The organism is Streptomyces sp. NBC_00464, assembly GCF_036013915.1.
Lineage (GTDB): Bacteria > Actinomycetota > Actinomycetes > Streptomycetales > Streptomycetaceae > Streptomyces.
In genome coordinates this window covers 5456475-5472348 of record NZ_CP107899.1, presented here as the reverse complement: position 1 = coordinate 5472348, position 15874 = coordinate 5456475, and the positions used below count along the sequence as shown (strand labels likewise).

The window sequence follows — 15874 nt, the reverse complement described above, 5'->3', positions numbered from 1 at the left end:
TCCTTCGGGGTGGTGTCGGTACGTGTCTCGGTACGGGTCACTGGCCTGCGAGGCCGGTGTGGGCGACGCCGCTGACGATCTGGCGCTGGAAGAAGACGAAGACGATGATCAGCGGAAGCCCCGCCATCAGTCCGCCGGCCATGAGCTGGGCCCACTGGATGCCGTAGGAGTTCATGACGGTGGCGATGCCGTTCGGCATGGTCATCAGGTCGGGGTTGTTGGTCACCATGTACGGCCACAGGAAGTTGTTCCAGGACGCGATGAAGGTGAAGATGCCGACCGCGGACAGGGAGGGCCTGGACAGCGGCACGATGATGGTGAAGAACACCCGCCAGCGGCCGGCGCCGTCGATGAACGCGGCCTCCTCCAGCTCTCTCGGGATGCCCTGGAAGAACTTGTAGAGGATGTAGACCATCGCGGCGGGCGCGCACTGCGGCAGGATCATGCCCCAGTAGGTGTCGACCATGCCCATCTGCTGGACGGTGGTGAACAGGGGGACGCCGAGGACGGCGGGCGAGACCATCAGGCCCGCCATCACCACGCCCATCAGGACCGTCTTGCCCCTGAACTCGGTGCGGGCGAAGCCGTATCCGGCGAGGGCGCTCACCAGCAGCACCACCGCGGTCACACACACCGAGACGACGAGCGAGTTCACGAACCAGTTGGTGATGTTGCCGGTCTCGAAGAGGGCCTTCCACGCCTGGCCCGTCCAGTCCTCCGGCAGCCAGTGCGTCGGCACCTCGACGGCCTCGGTCTCCGACTTGAGGGAGGTGAAAAGGGCCCAGGCGAGCGGTGCCAGGAAGACGGCCGAGACGGCTGCGCCGATGAGGGTGAGCACGATCTGGCTCGGCGACCAGGCGCTGCGGGGACGGGACTTGATACGTGTCTGTGCGGCGTCGGTGGTCATCGGGCGCCCTCCTCACGGTTGCGCAGCAGCCACATCCGCGCGAGGGCGACGGCCGCGATGATCACGAAGAAGATGATGGAGATGGCGGAGGCGTAGCCCACGCGGTAGCTGGTGAAGCCCTCTTCGAGCGTGTACTGCACGAAGGTGCGGGTCGACCCCTCCGGCCCCGGCCCGAAGTCCTGGATCACGACGGCCTGGTCGAAGACCTGGAGCGAGGCGAGGATCTGCAGCGCGATCACGAGACCCGTGATGTTGCGCAGCATGGGCAGGGTGATGTGGACCATGCGGTGCCAGGCGTTCGCGCCGTCCAGTTTCGCGGCTTCGTAGAGGTGCGCGGGGATGCCCTGCAGTGCGGCGAGGTAGAGCAGGAAGCTGAAGCCGACCGTCCACCACAGGGTGGTGAGGACGACGGCGAGCATCGCGTACGACTTGTCGGTCAGCCACGGCGTTTCGAGGCCGAAGAGGTAATTGACCATGCCCGTACCGGGGTTGAACAGCCACTGCCACAGGTTGCCCGCGACGGTCGACGGCAGCAGGAACGGGATGAAGAAGCACAGCCGCCACAGCCACTGGGCGCGCTCGATGTGGTGGGCGAGCATCGCGAGGAGGAAGGCGAGGACGGTGATGCACGGTACGACGAGGAGCGTGAAGTAGGCGCTGTGGCCGAGCGCGTCCCACATCAGCTGGTCGTGCAGGGCCTCGCGGTAGTTGTCGAGGCCGATGAAGCCCGCGCCGTCGCCGGAGATGTTGGCGTCGGTGAAGCTGAGGTAGATGCCGCGCAGCAGCGGCCAGATCACGAAGAGCGCGAACAGGACGAGGAACGGGGCGACGAACCAGCCCCCGTGCTGGAGGCCCTGTTTGCGGCGGGCCGTGGCGGTTTCGGCGGCGGTCCTGGCGCGGGTGGGTGCGAGGACGGTCTGCGGGGTGGTCGTGGTCATGCGGCCGCACCTGCCTGCGCTGCGGTTCGGCCGTCCATGGGGTTCTTCATGGCGAGGAGCTCGGCGAGTGTGCTCTTCATACGGCGGGCCGCGGCCTCCGGCTTGGCGGAGCCCAGCATCGAGGAGGCTGCGATCGGTCCGACGCGCTGGGCGAGGATGCCGGTGGAGCCCGCGAACCACACCTTCGGCTCGGTGGCCTGGTGGTCCATCGCCCCGGCGTACTCGTTCTGCGGTTCGAGCTGCTGGTACGCGGCCGTGGACAGCGTCGGCGTGTAGGCGGGGATGTGCCCGCCGGCGGCCCACTGCTGGGCGTGCTTGACGACGTAGGCGGCGAGTCGGTGGGCGGCCTCGTTGGCGTCGCCGCCGCGGCCGGACTGGTGCGGCAGGACGAAGGAGTGCGATTCGGCGTGGGTGGCCTGCTTGCCGAAGACGGGCGGCAGCGGAGTCGCGCCGTACTCGATCTTCGCCCCGGAGAACACCGGCACCGACCAGTTGCCCTCCCAGCAGAACGGGGAGCCGTTGAGGAACTGTTCGGCCCCGGCGGCGCCCGCGTAGCCCGGGTCGGAGTACCCGTCGGTGATGTGCCGGCGCATGAACTCCAGGACCTGGGCGGCCTTGTCGGTGTCGAAGGTGACGTCGGAGTCGGCGGCGTTGAACCAGGTGCCGCCGAGCTGGGTGTAGAAGGCGACGAAGAACCACCACTGGAAGTTCTGGTCGTTGGCCCACAGGCCGATGGTCTGCAGCCCGTCCTTCGTGGCCTTCTTCGCCTTCCTGAGCACGTCGAACCACTCGTCGGTGGACGTGACCGGCACGATCCGCCCGTCGTCACCGAGCAGGCCGGCCTTCCCCAGCACGTCCTTTCGGTAGAAGCAGAGCTGGACGTGGATGTCGAGCGGGAGGGCGTACAGCTTGCCGTCGATGACGGCGCGCTTCCACAGCGCGGGGTTGAAGTCGGCTTCCTTCACGCCGTACTTGGCGAGCAGGCCGACGTCCCAGGGGTCCAGGAGGCGGCCCGGCGAGAAGCCGGTGACGCGGCCCAGGTGCATGACGCCGAGGTCCGGTGCGCGGTTGCCCGCCGCCGCCATGGCGAGCTTGGTGTAGAACGGGCTGCCCCACTGAAGGGTCGAGTCCTTCACGTCGATGTCGGGGTGCTCCTTACGGAAGGCATCCAGCATCGCGATCATGTTGTAGCCGTCGCCGCCGCTGAAGAGGTTCCAGTAGCGGACCCGGGTGGCGGCACTCGACGCGAGGGCGTCCGCACCGCTTCCCAGCGCCGCGAAGCCGAAGCTGCCGGCGACGGCCGCCCCGCCCAGCCCCGTGATCAGTTGCCTGCGATTCAGGCCAGGTCGTCCCATGCCCGCCCTCACTATTCGAAATATCGAATGCTGCCCGTAACTTCGAACGGACCGTAAAATCGAAGCGCTTGCGCGTCAATGGGTCGCGCAAGAATTCCGAACAATGTCCGGAATATCGAACGAGAGTGCGCTGGGCGGGGTCGGCGAAACGGCCGAGGGCCGCACCCTCACGGGGTGCGGCCCTCGGCTGCGTACGGGCGGTGCGGACGGTCAGACGACCGAGAGCGCCACCTTGATGTTGCCGCGCGTGGCGTTCGAGTAGGGGCACACCTGGTGCGCCTTCTCGATGAGCGCCTGCGCGGTCGCCGTGTCGACGTTCGGGACGGTCGCGGTGATCGCGACCTCCAGACCGAAGCCGCCGGCCTCGGTCTTGCCGATGGAGACCGCGGCGGTGACCGTGGATCCGGAGATGTCCGCCTTCTCCTGGCGGGCCACCACACCCAGCGCGCCCTGGAAGCAGGCGCTGTAACCGGCCGCGAAGAGCTGCTCCGGGTTGGTGCCGGCGCCGCTGCCGCCCATCTCCTTCGGCGGGTTGACGACTACGTCGAGCTTGCCGTCGTCCGAGGAGACCCGGCCGTCACGGCCGTTCTCAGCGGTGGCGACGGCGGTGTACGCGACGGCTATGTCCTGAATGGTCATGCTTGAGGATTCCTCCTGCTGATGCGCCGCGACTCGCGCCCACGATCGCGACGGCCTGGGGCGAGCCTAACGGGTGCCCCGACGGGCGGTTCAGCCGAGGGAGACGACCATCTTCCCGGTGTTCTCACCGCGGAGCAGACCGAGGAACGCCTCGAAGCCGTTCTCGATGCCCTCGACGACGGTCTCGTTGTACTTCAGCTCGCCGGAGGCCAGCCAGCCGGCCACCTCCTGGACGAACTGCCCCTGGAGATCGGCGTGATCGCCGACGAGCATGCCCTGCAGACGCAGCCGCTTGCCGATGACGAGGGCGAGATTGCGCGGGCCGGGAGTCGGCTCGGTCGAGTTGTACTGGGCGATCATGCCGCAGATCGTCGCGCGGCCGTGCACGTTGAACGAGGAGATCGCCGCTTCGAGGTGCTCGCCGCCGACGTTGTCGAAGTAGACGTCGATGCCGTCGGGGGCGGCCTCGCGCAGCTGCTGCGCGACGGGGCCGTTCTTGTAGTTGAAGGCGGCGTCGAAACCGTACTCCTCGACGAGCAGCTTGACCTTCTCGTCGGAGCCGGCGGAGCCGATGACGCGCGAGGCGCCCTTGAGCTTCGCCATCTGGCCGACCTGACTGCCGACCGCACCGGCGGCGCCGGACACGAAGACCGCGTCGCCCTCCTTGAAGGAGGCCACGTCGAACAGGCCGGCGTAGGCGGTGAGCCCGGTCATGCCGAGCACGCCGAGGTAGGCGGAGAGCGGGGCGAGGGAGGCGTCGACCTTCACCGCGTGCTTGGCGGGGACGTCGGCGTACTCGCGCCAGCCGAGACCGTGCAGAACGTGGTCGCCGACCGCGAAGCCCTCGGCGTCGGACGCGATGACCTCGCCGACCGCACCACCCTCCATGGGGTGGTCCAGCTTGAAGGGCGGGGTGTACGACTTCACGTCGTTCATCCGGCCGCGCATGTACGGGTCGACCGAGAAGTGCAGGTTGCGGACGAGGACCCGGCCCTCGGCGGGAGCGGTGACCGGCGCCTCACGCAGTGCGAAATCCTCGGCCTTCGGCCAGCCGTGCGGACGGGCGACGAGGTGCCATTCACGGCTGGACGTGGGAAGAGTTGCAGACATGGGCTCGGGGTCTCCTCGATGCCTAGGGGTGCGGGAAGCCGTTCGGCCGGAGCAGAAAAGCTTCATGATGTGAAACAACCATGCGCCTGGATATTTCACCTTGTCAAGTAACCCGCTATCCTGGGTGTCATGGCCACCCCCCGTACGGACCCGCTGACCCTCGAAGTCGTCGAGCTGATCGGCGCGGTCGTGGCGCGCTACTACGAGGAGTACGAGCAGGCCGCCGCCGCCCACAGCCTCACCGGAGCCCAGGCCAGGGTCCTCGGGCTCCTCTCCCTCGATCCGCTGCCGATGCGCCGGATCGCCCAGAAGCTGAAGTGCGAACCGTCGAACGTGACCGGCATAGTCGACCGGCTGGAAGCGCGCGGCCTGGTGGAGCGGCGTCCCGACCCGGCCGACCGGCGGGTGAAACTGGCCGCCCCCACGGAGAAGGGCGCCCGGACCGCCCGGGAGCTGCGCACCTCCCTCGACTTCGCCCGCGAGCCCCTGGCCGGCCTCTCCGACACGGAGCGCGCGGTGCTGCGGGACCTGCTGCGCCGGATGCTGGGCATGGAACCGTTGGCCCCATGACCACTGCCGCCCCCTTCGGCCCCCGTGAGTTCCAGCTCGTCCTGCTGCGCCGGATGGCCGACCACCAGCCCGGCCTCGTCGAGGACGCCCGGCACGAACTGAGCGCCACCCTCGCCGAGATGCGCGAGGCCAACCGCCGCTGGCAGGCCATGACGCGGGCACCCCGGGGGCGAGGGGCGCTGCGCCGCTACCGTTCGGTGCTCGGCGAGCCCGAGGCGTCCCTGCGCCGCACGATCGGCGACCTGGAGTGCGACGCACTGTTCTGGCCGGTGCCGCTCTGGCCGGACCTGCGGTTCGAGGTGATGGTGGCGCCGGGCGGCGTGGTGTGGAACGAGTGGCTGGTCCGGGCCCCGGGCGCGGCCGCCCCGGTACTCGGCCCGGCAGAGGAGCTGCGCCCCTGGTCGTGCACCGTGAACGAGGTGGCCCGCGCCTTCGCGCCGGCCCGTCCGATGGAGGGCAGCGCGCCGACCCGCTGGGCCCTCGCGATCACCGACGCGGCCACCGGCACCCCGTACGTCGCCGAGTTCACCTGGGGGCTGTTCCAGCGACTGCTCCCCGGCCCGCCGGCCACCTGAGACGTCGGCCGACGAGCCGTCAGGTCCGTACCCCCTACGGCGTATCCCAGCGCGCACAAAGCCCCCGAACGGCGCACGATTCGAAGAGAACCGGCTGCCCGTCGGTCCCCCATCAGCGCTCTCGGGAGAACCTGCCGTGACCGTCAGCCTTGAGCAGTTGCGCCGTTGCCATGTCGCCGTCGACCTCGGGGCCGCCCGTACCCGGGTGTACGTCAAGGGGCTCGGGCTCGTCGTCGACGAGCCGAGCGTCGCCGCCGTGAACACCCGTACGGGCTCACTCATCGCCGTCGGCGCGCTCGCCGAACAGATGACGGGCCGCACCCCCGACTACATCCGGGTGGCCCGCCCGGTCTCCGGCGGAACCGTCGTCGACATCGAGATGGCCCAGCGCATGCTGCGCCATCTGCTCGGCGAGAAGCTCCGCCGCCAGCTGCGCCGCAAGCCGCGACTGCGGGCCGCCGCCTGCATCCCGCACGAGAGCGATCCGCTGGCCCAGCGCGCCGCCGTCGAGACGCTGGTCGGCCTCGGGGCCCGCCGGGTCGAGCTCGTCGACACCCTGATCGCGGCGGCCGTCGGCTGCGGACTGCCGGTCGAGCAGCCGACCGCCACCATGATCATGGTGTGCGGGGCCGCGACCACCCAGATCGCGGTGCTCTCGCTCGGCTCGATCGTGACCGCGGTACGCATCCCCATCGGCGGCGACGCGATCGACCACGCGGTGATCCAGCACCTGCGCCAGTTCCACGAGCTGATGCTGCCGAGCCAGTCCGTGCGCCCCCTCCAACTGGCGCTCAGCGGCAACGGGCTGACTCCGTACGGCCCCTCGGTGACCGAGATCCACGGCCGGGACGTGGCGACCGGCCTGGCCCGTTCCGTGCAGGTCGACACCGCCGCGGTGCGGCAGGCGATCCACCGCCCGCTGACCGCGGTCCTCGACGGCCTGGGCAAGATCCTGCGGGACTGCCCGCCCGATCTGGTGGCCGACCTCGCCGACTGCGGGATCATGATGGTCGGCGGCAGCGCGCTGCTGCCCGGCCTGGACCAGATGCTGCGCGACGCGACGGGCATGCCGGTGCACATCGCCGAGCGGCCCGACGTCTGCTCGGTCCTCGGGCTCGGGGCCATGATGGAGGGCAAGATCAGCCCCATGGTTCTCGATCCGCTCGCCGGTTGAGTCCCCCGGGCCCGGCGGATGACCGACGAACCGCGCGACGAGACGCCCAGCCGCGGTGTCCCGCAGTCACCGCGGCTGCCGGCACTGCTGGAGGCCGTGCTGCGCGTCGGCACCGCCCTCGAACTGCGGGCCACCCTGCAGCAGATCATCGACACCGCCACCGCGCTCACCGGGGCCCGCTACGGCGCGCTCGGGGTCCTGGACCCCGGGAGCGGAAAGATCAGCGAACTGTTCGTCACCGGCATGACCGAGAGCGAGCGGGCGGCCATCGGCGACCTCCCCGACGGGCACACGGGCCTGCTCGGGGCGCTCGTCGAACACCCGCAGCCGCTGCGCTCCGACGACCTGACCACCGATCCGCGCTCCGTCGGTGTGCCGCCCTGCCACCCCGTGATGCACTCGTTCCTCGGCTCCCCGATCCGCGTCCACCACCGAGTGTTCGGGAACATCTACCTCGCCGAGAAGAACACCGGGCACTTCACCGACACCGACATGACGCTGCTCCGCGTCCTCGCCTCGCAGGCCGGCATCGCGATCGGGAACGCCCGGCTGTACGAGAGCGCCCGGCAGCGGGAGCGCTGGATCGAGGGCGCGGCCGCGGTCACCACCACGCTGCTGACCGGCGAGAACGCCTCCGACGCCCTGATGACCGTGGCCGAACGGGCCAGAATCCTCAGCGACGCGTCGGCCGGAGTGATCCTCCAGCCGAACGAGGCGGGCGGCATGGAGATCGTCGTCGCGTCCACGCTGGAGGACCCGGCCGGTCTGGTGGGCACGGCGATCGCCCCCGGCTCCCCCGTCCTGGTCCAGCTGCTGGGCGGCGAGGCGGTGTTCATCGACGACTCGGCGACCGATCCCCGGATGACCACACCCGTACGGTCCCGCTTCGGGCCCAGCATGATGCTGCCGCTGCAGAGCGGCGGGCGGCTCATCGGCACCCTCGCCCTGCCCCGGCGGCGCGGCGCCCGCCCGTACACCGACGTGGACCGGCTGCTGGCCTCCCAGTTCGCCTCGCAGGCCGCGCTGGCGCTGGTCCTGGCGGACTCCCAGCACGACCGCGAGCAGCTCGCGGTGTACGAGGACCGGGACCGGATCGCCCGCGATCTGCACGATCTCGTCGTCCAGCGTCTTTTCGCCACCGAGATGATGCTGGAATCGACGCGCCGCCGGGCCGGCGCCGAGGACACGGACGAGCTGCTCGGGCGGGCCGTCGACGAGCTGGACTCCACGATCCAGGAAGTGCGGACGGCCATCTTCGCCCTTCAGCAGCCGCCCGCCGAGGCCCCCACCACCTTCCGTGGCCGGGTGCTGCGGGAGACCAGCGGCGCGGCCGCGGTGCTCGGGTTCCAGCCCTCGGTGCACTTCACCGGTGCGGTGGACTCGCTCGTGCGCGATCCGGTGGACGGACAGCTGCTCGCCGCGCTGCGGGGTGCGCTGGCGGCGGCGCACCGGCGGCCCGGGGTGTCGGCGATCGAGGTGGAGGTGGACGCGACGGCCACGCTGCCCGACGGCCGGTCCGGGGTCCGCCTCTCGGTCGCCGACGACGGGCGCGAACCGGACGGTTCGCGCGCGCCGACCGTCATCTGGCAGGCGCCGCTCTGAGCGCGATCCTGGTGCTGGAGTGGGCGACGCCCGCCTCGCGCTTGAGCCGGCGCAGCAGTCCGTCCAGGGCCGCGGTGTCGGCGGCCGTGGCCCGTACGAGGTAGTCGTGCCCGCCCGTCACATGCACCACTTCGGTGATTCCGGGCAGGGTCAGCACCGCCCGCTCGAACACCTCGTTCGTGGTGTCCGTCCGCAGGGTCACGTCGATGAAGACGACGAGGCCGGTCCTGGTGTCGGCGGCGGGGTCGATGATCACGGTGAAGCCGCGGATGACGCCGTCCCGGCGCAGCCGGCGCACCCGGTCGGCCGCCGCGTTGGCGCTGAGCCCGACCCGTGTCCCCAGATCGCGGTACGAGATCCGCGCGTCCTCCTGGAGGACGCCGAGGATTTCCCTGTCCAGACGGTCCATACCGCGATTGTCCCAGCTTCGGGCCGATCGCGACTGCGGAGACGTCGGCGACCCATGGCGGGCCGCTGTCGCGGGCCCCTCGTTCGGAGTATCCCGACGGGCTCACCGCCCGCCCGCGCCCTTGACTGACTGTGTGGACACAGCAGCGAAGCAGTCACCGGCCCCGGCCGCGGAGAAGCCCTCCGGCGCGGCCTACCGCAACCTCGTGATGGCCACGATCGGGTTCGCGCTCACCTTCTGGGCCTGGAACCTGATCGCGCCCATGTCCGCGGACTACAAGGACCGGCTCGGTCTGAGTTCGTTCCAGCAGTCCCTGCTGGTCGCCGTGCCGGTGCTGGTCGGCTCGCTGGGCCGCATCCCGGTGGGCGCGCTCACCGACAAGTACGGTGCGCGGCTGATGTTCCCGCTGGTCTCGGCGCTCACGATCGTGCCGGTGCTGCTGCTGATCCCGGCGAGGGACTCCTACGGCGCGATGCTGGCCGTGGGCTTTCTGCTGGGGCTGGGCGGGACGACGTTCGCGATCGGTATCCCCCTGGTCAACTCCTGGTTCCCGCCCGCCGACCGCGGCCTCGCGCTCGGCGTGTTCGGCATGGGCATGGGCGGCGTCGCGCTGTCGGGCTACTTCACCCCGCGGATCGCCAAGCACGGCGACAACCTGCCGTTCCTCGTGGTCGCCGGCGCGCTCGTGGTGTTCGCGGCCCTGGCGGCGGTGCTGATCAGCGACCGGCCCGGCCGGCAGGTGCCGACCGACACGCTGGCCCACCGGCTGGGTGCGGCGGGGCGGCTGCGGGTCACCTGGGAGCTGTCCGCGCTGTACGCGATCGGATTCGGCGGCATCGTCGCGTTCGGCGTCTATCTGCCGACGTACCTGAAGACCTGGTACGAGCTCTCGCCGACCGACGCCGGCACGAAGGCTGCCGGGTTCGCCCTGGTCACGGTCATCTTCCGGCCGATCGGCGGCTGGCTCTCCGACCGGATGCACCCGGCCCTGGTCTCCTCGGCGGCGCTCGGCGTGGCCGCCCTGATGGCGATCGTCCAGGCCTTCGACCCGAAGCTGGTGCCCGGGGGCACGATCGCGCTGCTCGTCATGGCGGCCGGTCTCGGCACCGCGAGCGGCAGCGTCTTCGCCCTGGTCTCGCAGGTGACACCGCAGGCGAAGGTGGGCAGTGTCACCGGCATCGTCGGCGCGATGGGCGGCCTCGGCGGGTTCGTGCCACCGCTGGTGATGGGGGCGATCTACAGCTCGAAGGGCTCGTACTCGATCGGCTTCATGCTGCTGTCGGACCTGGCGCTGGCGGGCTGTGTGTACGCGTACGGGCGGATGCGGAACATCCAGCGGGACGCCTGAGGCACCGTTGCCGATGGCCGGGTCGAGCGCGTTGTTCCCCTCCGTAGATCCCGCCGAAGTGCCCGACCTTGGTGGTCGGTGGTCTGCACGAGGACGGTGGCGCTGTCCCGTACGGCGTCCAGGGCCGACCAGTCCTGGATTCACAGGCTCTCGAGGATTCACCGAATTAGGCTTCGCGGCGTGATGCCACTCTTGCCTGCACTCCAGGACACGGCCGGTCCGGCGGCTTCCCGCGAAGCCATCCGTTTCGGCGAAATCGCCCTCACCTACGCCCAGTTGGCCGCATCGGCGGATGCGCTCGCGGTCCGTATCGCCGACGCCGGACGGGTCGCGGTCTGGGCCACCCCGGCCCCGGAGACCGTGGTCGCGGTGGTCGCCGCACTACGGGCGGGGGTACCCGCCGTGCCGCTCAATCCGAAGACGGGCGAGCGGGAACTGGCGCACATCGTCGCCGACAGCGCGCCCTCGACCGTGCTGGCCGCGCCCGGTGACGTACTGCCGCCCGCGCTGGCCGGGCTGCGACGGCTGGACGTGTCCGTAGCGGCCCCGGCCCCCACAGACCAGCAATTCCCCGAACCCTCCCCCGAGTCCCCCGCCCTGGTCGTATACACCTCCGGCACCACCGGCCCGCCCAAGGGAGCCGTCCTGCCGCGCCGGGCGATCGCCGCCTCCCTGGACGCACTGGAGGACGCCTGGCAGTGGACCGGGGACGACGTCCTCGTCCACGCCCTGCCGCTCTTCCATGTGCACGGCCTGATCCTCGGCATCCTCGGCCCGTTGCGCCGAGGCGGCTCCGTACGCCACCTCGGCCGGTTCTCCACCGAGGGCGTCGCCCGGGAACTGGGCTCCGGCGGCACGATGCTGTTCGGTGTGCCGACGATGTACCACCGGCTTGCGGAAGCGCTTGCGGACCCGTCGGCGTCCGATGGTCTCGCCAAGGCGCTCGCGGGGGCCCGGCTGCTCGTCTCGGGCTCGGCCGCGCTGCCGGTCCACGACCACGAACGGATCGCGGCCGCGACCGGCCGCCGGGTCATCGAGCGGTACGGCATGACGGAGACCCTGATGAACACGGGCGTGCGGGCCGACGGCGAACCGCGCCCCGGCACGGTCGGCGCTCCGCTCCTCGGCGTCGAACTCCGCCTGGTCGAGGAGGACGGCACCCCGCTCGCCGACCCCGCGTCCATCGGTGAGATCCAGGTACGCGGCCCGAACCTCTTCACGGGCTACCTGAACCGCCCCGACGCCACAGCCGCGGCACTCACCGCCGACGGCTGGTTCCGTACCGGCGACATGGCCACTCTCGACCCCGACGGGTATGTACGGATCGTCGGCCGCAAGGCCACCGACCTCATCAAGAGCGGCGGGCACAAGATCGGCGCCGGTGAGATCGAGAACGCGCTCCTGGACCACCCGGGCGTCCGCGAGGCCGCCGTCACCGGCGAACCGGACCCGGACCTGGGCGAGCAGGTCGTCGCCTGGGTGGTGCCGGCCGACCCCGCCGCCCCGCCCTCGGCCGCCGAGCTGGCGGACCATGTCGCGACCCAGCTCTCCCCGCACAAGCGCCCGCGCACGGTCCGCTACCTGGACGCGCTGCCGCGCAACGAGCTGGGCAAGATCATGAAACGGTCCCTCCATGGCTGACCGGCTGACGGCCCGGGAGGCGATCGCCGCGCTCACCGCGGACTTCGCCGAGTCCGCCGCGCCCACGGGAAGCGCAGCGCCCGACGGACCGCTCGACTGGTCCGGCTACGCCGACTCCCGGGCCCGGGCCACCGCCCGTACCGGCGAGCAGGAGTCCGTCGTCCACGGCACCGCCACGGTCGGCGGGCACCCCTGCGTCCTGATCTCCTTCGAGTTCGGCTTCCTCGGCGGCTCGCTCGGGGAGCGCACGGGCGACCGGCTGGAGGCGGCTTACGAGGAGGCCGCAGTCCGGCGGCTCCCCCTCGTCTCGCTCATCGCGACGGGCGGCAGCCGCATGCAGGAGGGCATGATCGCGCTCACCCAGCTGCACCGGGTGGCCCGTGCGTCGGCCCGGCTGCGGGCGGCCGGGCCGGCGCAGCTCGCGGTCCTGCGCGACCCGACGACCGGCGGCGGCTGGGCGACCCTGGGGGCGGGCGCCGATGTGATCCTGGCGCTGCCCGGGGCGCAGGTCGGGTTCGCCGGCTCCCGGGTGCGGCCGGCCGACGCGGACCCCGGTGCCTACACCGCCGAGGGCCAGCTGGCGGCCGGTCAGATCGACGCGGTCGTCCCGCCCGGCGAGCTGCCGGCCACGGTGGGCCACTGGCTCCGGCTGCTCGCCCACCGCGACACCCCGCCGGCCCCCGCCCCGGTCCCGGCCGCCTTCACCACGACGGGGCTCCCCCGGACCGGCTGGGACGCCGTGCTCCGGGCCCGGTCCGCGGCCAGGCCGCACGCCGAGGCGTATCTGGACGCCTACTTCGGCCTCCGGCTCCCGCTGAACGGGGACCGCTGCGGCGGCACGGACCCGGGGCTGCTGTGCGGCTTCGGGCTGCACGAGGGGGAGCCGGTCGCCTACGTGGCGCAGTGCGGCACGGCGACCCGCCCGGCCGGATACCGCACCGCGGCCCGGGTGATCAGGCTGGCCGACCGGCTCGGGGTCCCGGTCCTGACCCTGGTCGACACCCCGGGCGCGGCCAATGACGCGGCGGCGGAACGGGCCGGAGCGGGCGCGGCCATCGCCGACGCCTTCGCGGCGGTGGCGGCGGCCCGGGTCCCCGTCACCACCCTGGTGATCGGCGAGGGCGGCTCGGGCGGGGCGCTGGCTCTGGCGGCGCCGGGCAACACCCATGTCACCGCGGACAGCTACTTCTCCGTCATCGCCCCGGAGCTCGCCGCGGCGATCCTGAAGCGCGCCCCGGACCGGGTGCACGCCACGGCCGACCAGCTGCGGCTGCGCCCGCAGGACCTGGTGGACCTGGGCGTCGCCCGCTCGGTCGTACGGCGGGCCCGGCCGGGGCACTGACCCGTGTCCGACGCGCAGGAGGGGCGAGAGGTGGTTAGCGTGTCAGAGGGGTCATTCGCACTATTCACGCCATTCACGCCATTCACACCATTCGCATCTGAGGAGATGACCGGTCATGGCCGCAGAGCCGAAGGGCACACCCTGCTGGGCCGACGCGACGTTCGGCGACCTCGAAGGGGCGAAGCGCTTCTACGGCGAGGTGCTGGGCTGGACGTACGGCGACTCGCTGCCCGAGTTCGGCAACTACACGCAGGCCTACGTGGACGGCAAGGCGGTCGCCGCCCTGATGCCGCCCATGCCCGGCCAGGACGTGCCCGCCGCCTGGTGTCTGTACCTGGCGTCGCCGGACGCGGCAGCCACTGCCGCCGCGGTCCGCGAGAACGGCGGCACGGTCCTGGTGGAGCCGATGCAGGTCGGTAAGTTCGGCACGATGGTGCTGGCGAGCGACCCGGGCGGTGCGGCCTTCGGGGTGTGGCAGGCGGGCACCCATGAGGGCTTCGAGGCGCGGGCGGTGCCCGGCGCCTTCAGCTGGGCCGAGATCTTCACCCGGGAGCCGGAGAAGGCGGACTCCTTCTTCCCGGCGGTCTTCGGCTACGGGGTGAAGCGCATGGTCGACGACGCGGTCGACTTCACGCTGTACGACCTGGGCGCGGACCCTGTCCTGGGCCGGATGAAGATGACGGAGGAGTTCCCGCCCGAGGTGCCGCCGCATCTGAACGTGTACTTCGGGGTCGCGGACTGCGACGCCGCGGTGGAGAAGGCGAAGTCGCTCGGAGCGGAACTCCGGTTCGGCCCGATGACGATGCCCTTCGGCCGGTTCGCCGCGCTGACCGACCCGCAGGGCGCCACGTTCTCGCTGATCGACGGCGCGACGACCGGGGGCGACATGCCCAAGATCGAGAGCGTTTCCTGACCGGTCGCCCCGCCCTGCCGGATCAGGCCTCGGGTTTGCGCGCGTCGTAGCGCGCGAACCCGGGCCACCGCAGCGCCAGCAGCGTCACCGCGACCACGCACGCGACCCCGCCGCCGGTCACGGCGAGGCCCGGGGACGTCAGGTCGGCGACGGACCCGGCCAGAAAGTCCCCGAGCCGCGGGCCGCCCGCCACCACCACGATGAACACGCCCTGGAGCCGGCCCCGCATCTCATCGGGCACGGCGGCCTGGAGCATGGTGTTGCGGAAGACCATGGACGTGGTGTCGGCGGCCCCCGCGAGGGCCAGGAAGACCAGCCCGAGCCAGAGCTGCCGGGTCAGCCCGAACACGGCGATGGCGGTGCCCCAGCCCGCGACGGCGAACAGCACCGTGAGCCCCTGCCGCCTGATCCGCCCCAGCCAGCCGGAGAACACCCCGCCCAGCAACGCCCCCAGCGCCGGGGCGGCGACCAGCAGTCCGGTGGTCTTCGCGTCACCCCCGTACCAGAGCCCGGCGACGACGGGGAACAGCGCGCGCGGCTGTGCGAGCACCATCGCGCACATGTCGGTGAAGAAGGTCATCCGCAGATTGGGCCGGGTCCCGAGGAACCGCAGCCCGTCCATGACGGAGGCGCGTTTCGTGTCCCCGGCCTTCTCCTCACCCCGCTCCGGCAGCATCGAGGGCAGCCGCCACATCGCGTACAGCGAGGCGGTGAAGGTGACCGCGTCGACGCCGTACGCGGCCCGGTACCCCCACCAGCCGACGATGAGCCCGCCGAGCATCGGCCCGACGAGCATGCCCGTGGTGCTGGTGATGGAGCTCAGCGCGTTGGCGGCGGGCAGCTGCTCGGCCGGCAGCAGGCGGGCGATCATCGAGCTGCGGGCGGGCGAGTTGAGTGCGAAGCAGACGGCCTGGAGGGCGACGACCCCGTACAGCAGCCCGACCTGTTCCACCCCGGCCACGGTGACCGTCACGAGCCCCGCCGAGAGCAGGAACGACCCGAAGGCGCTGGCCAGTCCCAGCTTGCGCCGGTCGACGGTGTCGGCGACGGCTCCGCCGTACAGCCCGAAGACGACCAGCGGCACGAGCGAACAGAATCCGATGAGCCCGACGGAGAAGGCGGAGCCGGTGAGGTCGTACACCTGGAGCGAGACGGCGAGCGACGTCATGCCCTGCCCGACCCAGGAGACCGTGTTCCCGAACCAGAGCCGCCGGTAGTCGGCGGAGGTTCGCAGCGGGGTCAGGTCGGCGAATATCCGGGACCGGGGAGCCGGCTCGCCGGCCGCCTCCGTCGGTTCGGTCAGGGATTCGGTCACGGGGAATGGTAACGACCGGTTCCGGCGGGAGTGGAT

15 protein-coding genes are annotated in these 15874 nt (G+C 71.4%); 8 read left to right on the top strand and 7 right to left on the bottom strand.

Going from position 1 to position 15874, the window contains the following annotated elements:
* Positions 1 to 37 precede the first annotated feature (37 nt).
* The 5 genes from OG912_RS24560 to OG912_RS24540 all read right to left on the bottom strand — a co-directional run bounded on the left by OG912_RS24560 (position 38) and on the right by OG912_RS24540 (position 4949).
* A complete protein-coding gene (locus OG912_RS24560) occupies positions 38 to 907 on the bottom strand; it encodes a carbohydrate ABC transporter permease (RefSeq protein ID WP_327711259.1) in 870 nt (289 codons plus the stop codon).
* The gene (locus OG912_RS24555; RefSeq protein ID WP_327711258.1) at positions 904 to 1845 is read right to left on the bottom strand and encodes a carbohydrate ABC transporter permease; all 942 of its coding nucleotides are present in this window, start codon (positions 1843 to 1845) and stop codon (positions 904 to 906) included. The genes OG912_RS24560 and OG912_RS24555 overlap by 4 nt, the downstream gene beginning before the upstream one ends.
* Complete coding sequence (locus OG912_RS24550) at positions 1842 to 3200, bottom strand: extracellular solute-binding protein (protein WP_327711257.1); 1359 nt, start codon at positions 3198 to 3200, stop codon at positions 1842 to 1844. The genes OG912_RS24555 and OG912_RS24550 overlap by 4 nt, the downstream gene beginning before the upstream one ends.
* A gap of 210 nt (positions 3201 to 3410) precedes the next feature.
* On the bottom strand, positions 3411 to 3839 hold the full coding sequence (locus OG912_RS24545; RefSeq protein ID WP_326736027.1) for an organic hydroperoxide resistance protein: 429 nt from the start codon (positions 3837 to 3839) through the stop codon (positions 3411 to 3413).
* Positions 3840 to 3929: 90 nt separating this feature from the next.
* Entirely contained in the window at positions 3930 to 4949 is a 1020-nt protein-coding gene (locus OG912_RS24540; protein WP_327711256.1) for an NADP-dependent oxidoreductase, read from the bottom strand.
* Positions 4950 to 5078: 129 nt separating this feature from the next.
* Between OG912_RS24540 and OG912_RS24535 the strand changes: the two genes are divergently transcribed.
* The 4 genes from OG912_RS24535 to OG912_RS24520 all read left to right on the top strand — a co-directional run bounded on the left by OG912_RS24535 (position 5079) and on the right by OG912_RS24520 (position 8870).
* A complete protein-coding gene (locus OG912_RS24535; RefSeq protein WP_326736029.1) occupies positions 5079 to 5519 on the top strand; it encodes a MarR family winged helix-turn-helix transcriptional regulator in 441 nt (146 codons plus the stop codon).
* Positions 5516 to 6094, top strand: coding sequence for a hypothetical protein (locus OG912_RS24530; protein ID WP_327711255.1), 579 nt, complete (start codon positions 5516 to 5518; stop codon positions 6092 to 6094). The genes OG912_RS24535 and OG912_RS24530 overlap by 4 nt, the downstream gene beginning before the upstream one ends.
* A 136-nt stretch (positions 6095 to 6230) precedes the next feature.
* Positions 6231 to 7268, top strand: a complete 1038-nt coding sequence (locus OG912_RS24525) for a rod shape-determining protein (RefSeq protein WP_327711254.1) — start codon at positions 6231 to 6233, stop codon at positions 7266 to 7268.
* Positions 7269 to 7286: 18 nt separating this feature from the next.
* Complete coding sequence (locus OG912_RS24520; protein ID WP_327711253.1) at positions 7287 to 8870, top strand: GAF domain-containing protein; 1584 nt, start codon at positions 7287 to 7289, stop codon at positions 8868 to 8870.
* On the opposite strand, the gene OG912_RS24515 is transcribed toward OG912_RS24520, so the two are convergent.
* Complete coding sequence (locus OG912_RS24515; RefSeq protein ID WP_326736033.1) at positions 8848 to 9279, bottom strand: Lrp/AsnC family transcriptional regulator; 432 nt, start codon at positions 9277 to 9279, stop codon at positions 8848 to 8850. The genes OG912_RS24520 and OG912_RS24515 overlap by 23 nt on opposite strands.
* Before the next feature lie 133 nt (positions 9280 to 9412).
* Here OG912_RS24515 and OG912_RS24510 point away from each other — a divergent pair, with 133 nt between their 5' ends.
* The 4 genes from OG912_RS24510 to OG912_RS24495 all read left to right on the top strand — a co-directional run bounded on the left by OG912_RS24510 (position 9413) and on the right by OG912_RS24495 (position 14523).
* Complete coding sequence (locus OG912_RS24510) at positions 9413 to 10627, top strand: MFS transporter (protein ID WP_327711252.1); 1215 nt, start codon at positions 9413 to 9415, stop codon at positions 10625 to 10627.
* Between the two features lie 183 nt (positions 10628 to 10810).
* Positions 10811 to 12268 (top strand): acyl-CoA synthetase, encoded by a 1458-nt coding sequence (locus OG912_RS24505; protein WP_327711251.1) that lies wholly within the window; start codon positions 10811 to 10813, stop codon positions 12266 to 12268.
* A complete protein-coding gene (locus tag OG912_RS24500; RefSeq protein ID WP_327711250.1) occupies positions 12261 to 13610 on the top strand; it encodes a carboxyl transferase domain-containing protein in 1350 nt (449 codons plus the stop codon). Before OG912_RS24505 ends, OG912_RS24500 begins: the two co-directional genes overlap by 8 nt.
* Before the next feature lie 115 nt (positions 13611 to 13725).
* Positions 13726 to 14523, top strand: coding sequence for a VOC family protein (locus tag OG912_RS24495; RefSeq protein ID WP_327711249.1), 798 nt, complete (start codon positions 13726 to 13728; stop codon positions 14521 to 14523).
* 22 nt (positions 14524 to 14545) lie between these two features.
* Here OG912_RS24495 and OG912_RS24490 read toward each other — a convergent pair whose 3' ends face one another.
* Entirely contained in the window at positions 14546 to 15838 is a 1293-nt protein-coding gene (locus OG912_RS24490; protein ID WP_443061016.1) for an MFS transporter, read from the bottom strand.
* Positions 15839 to 15874 lie beyond the last annotated feature (36 nt).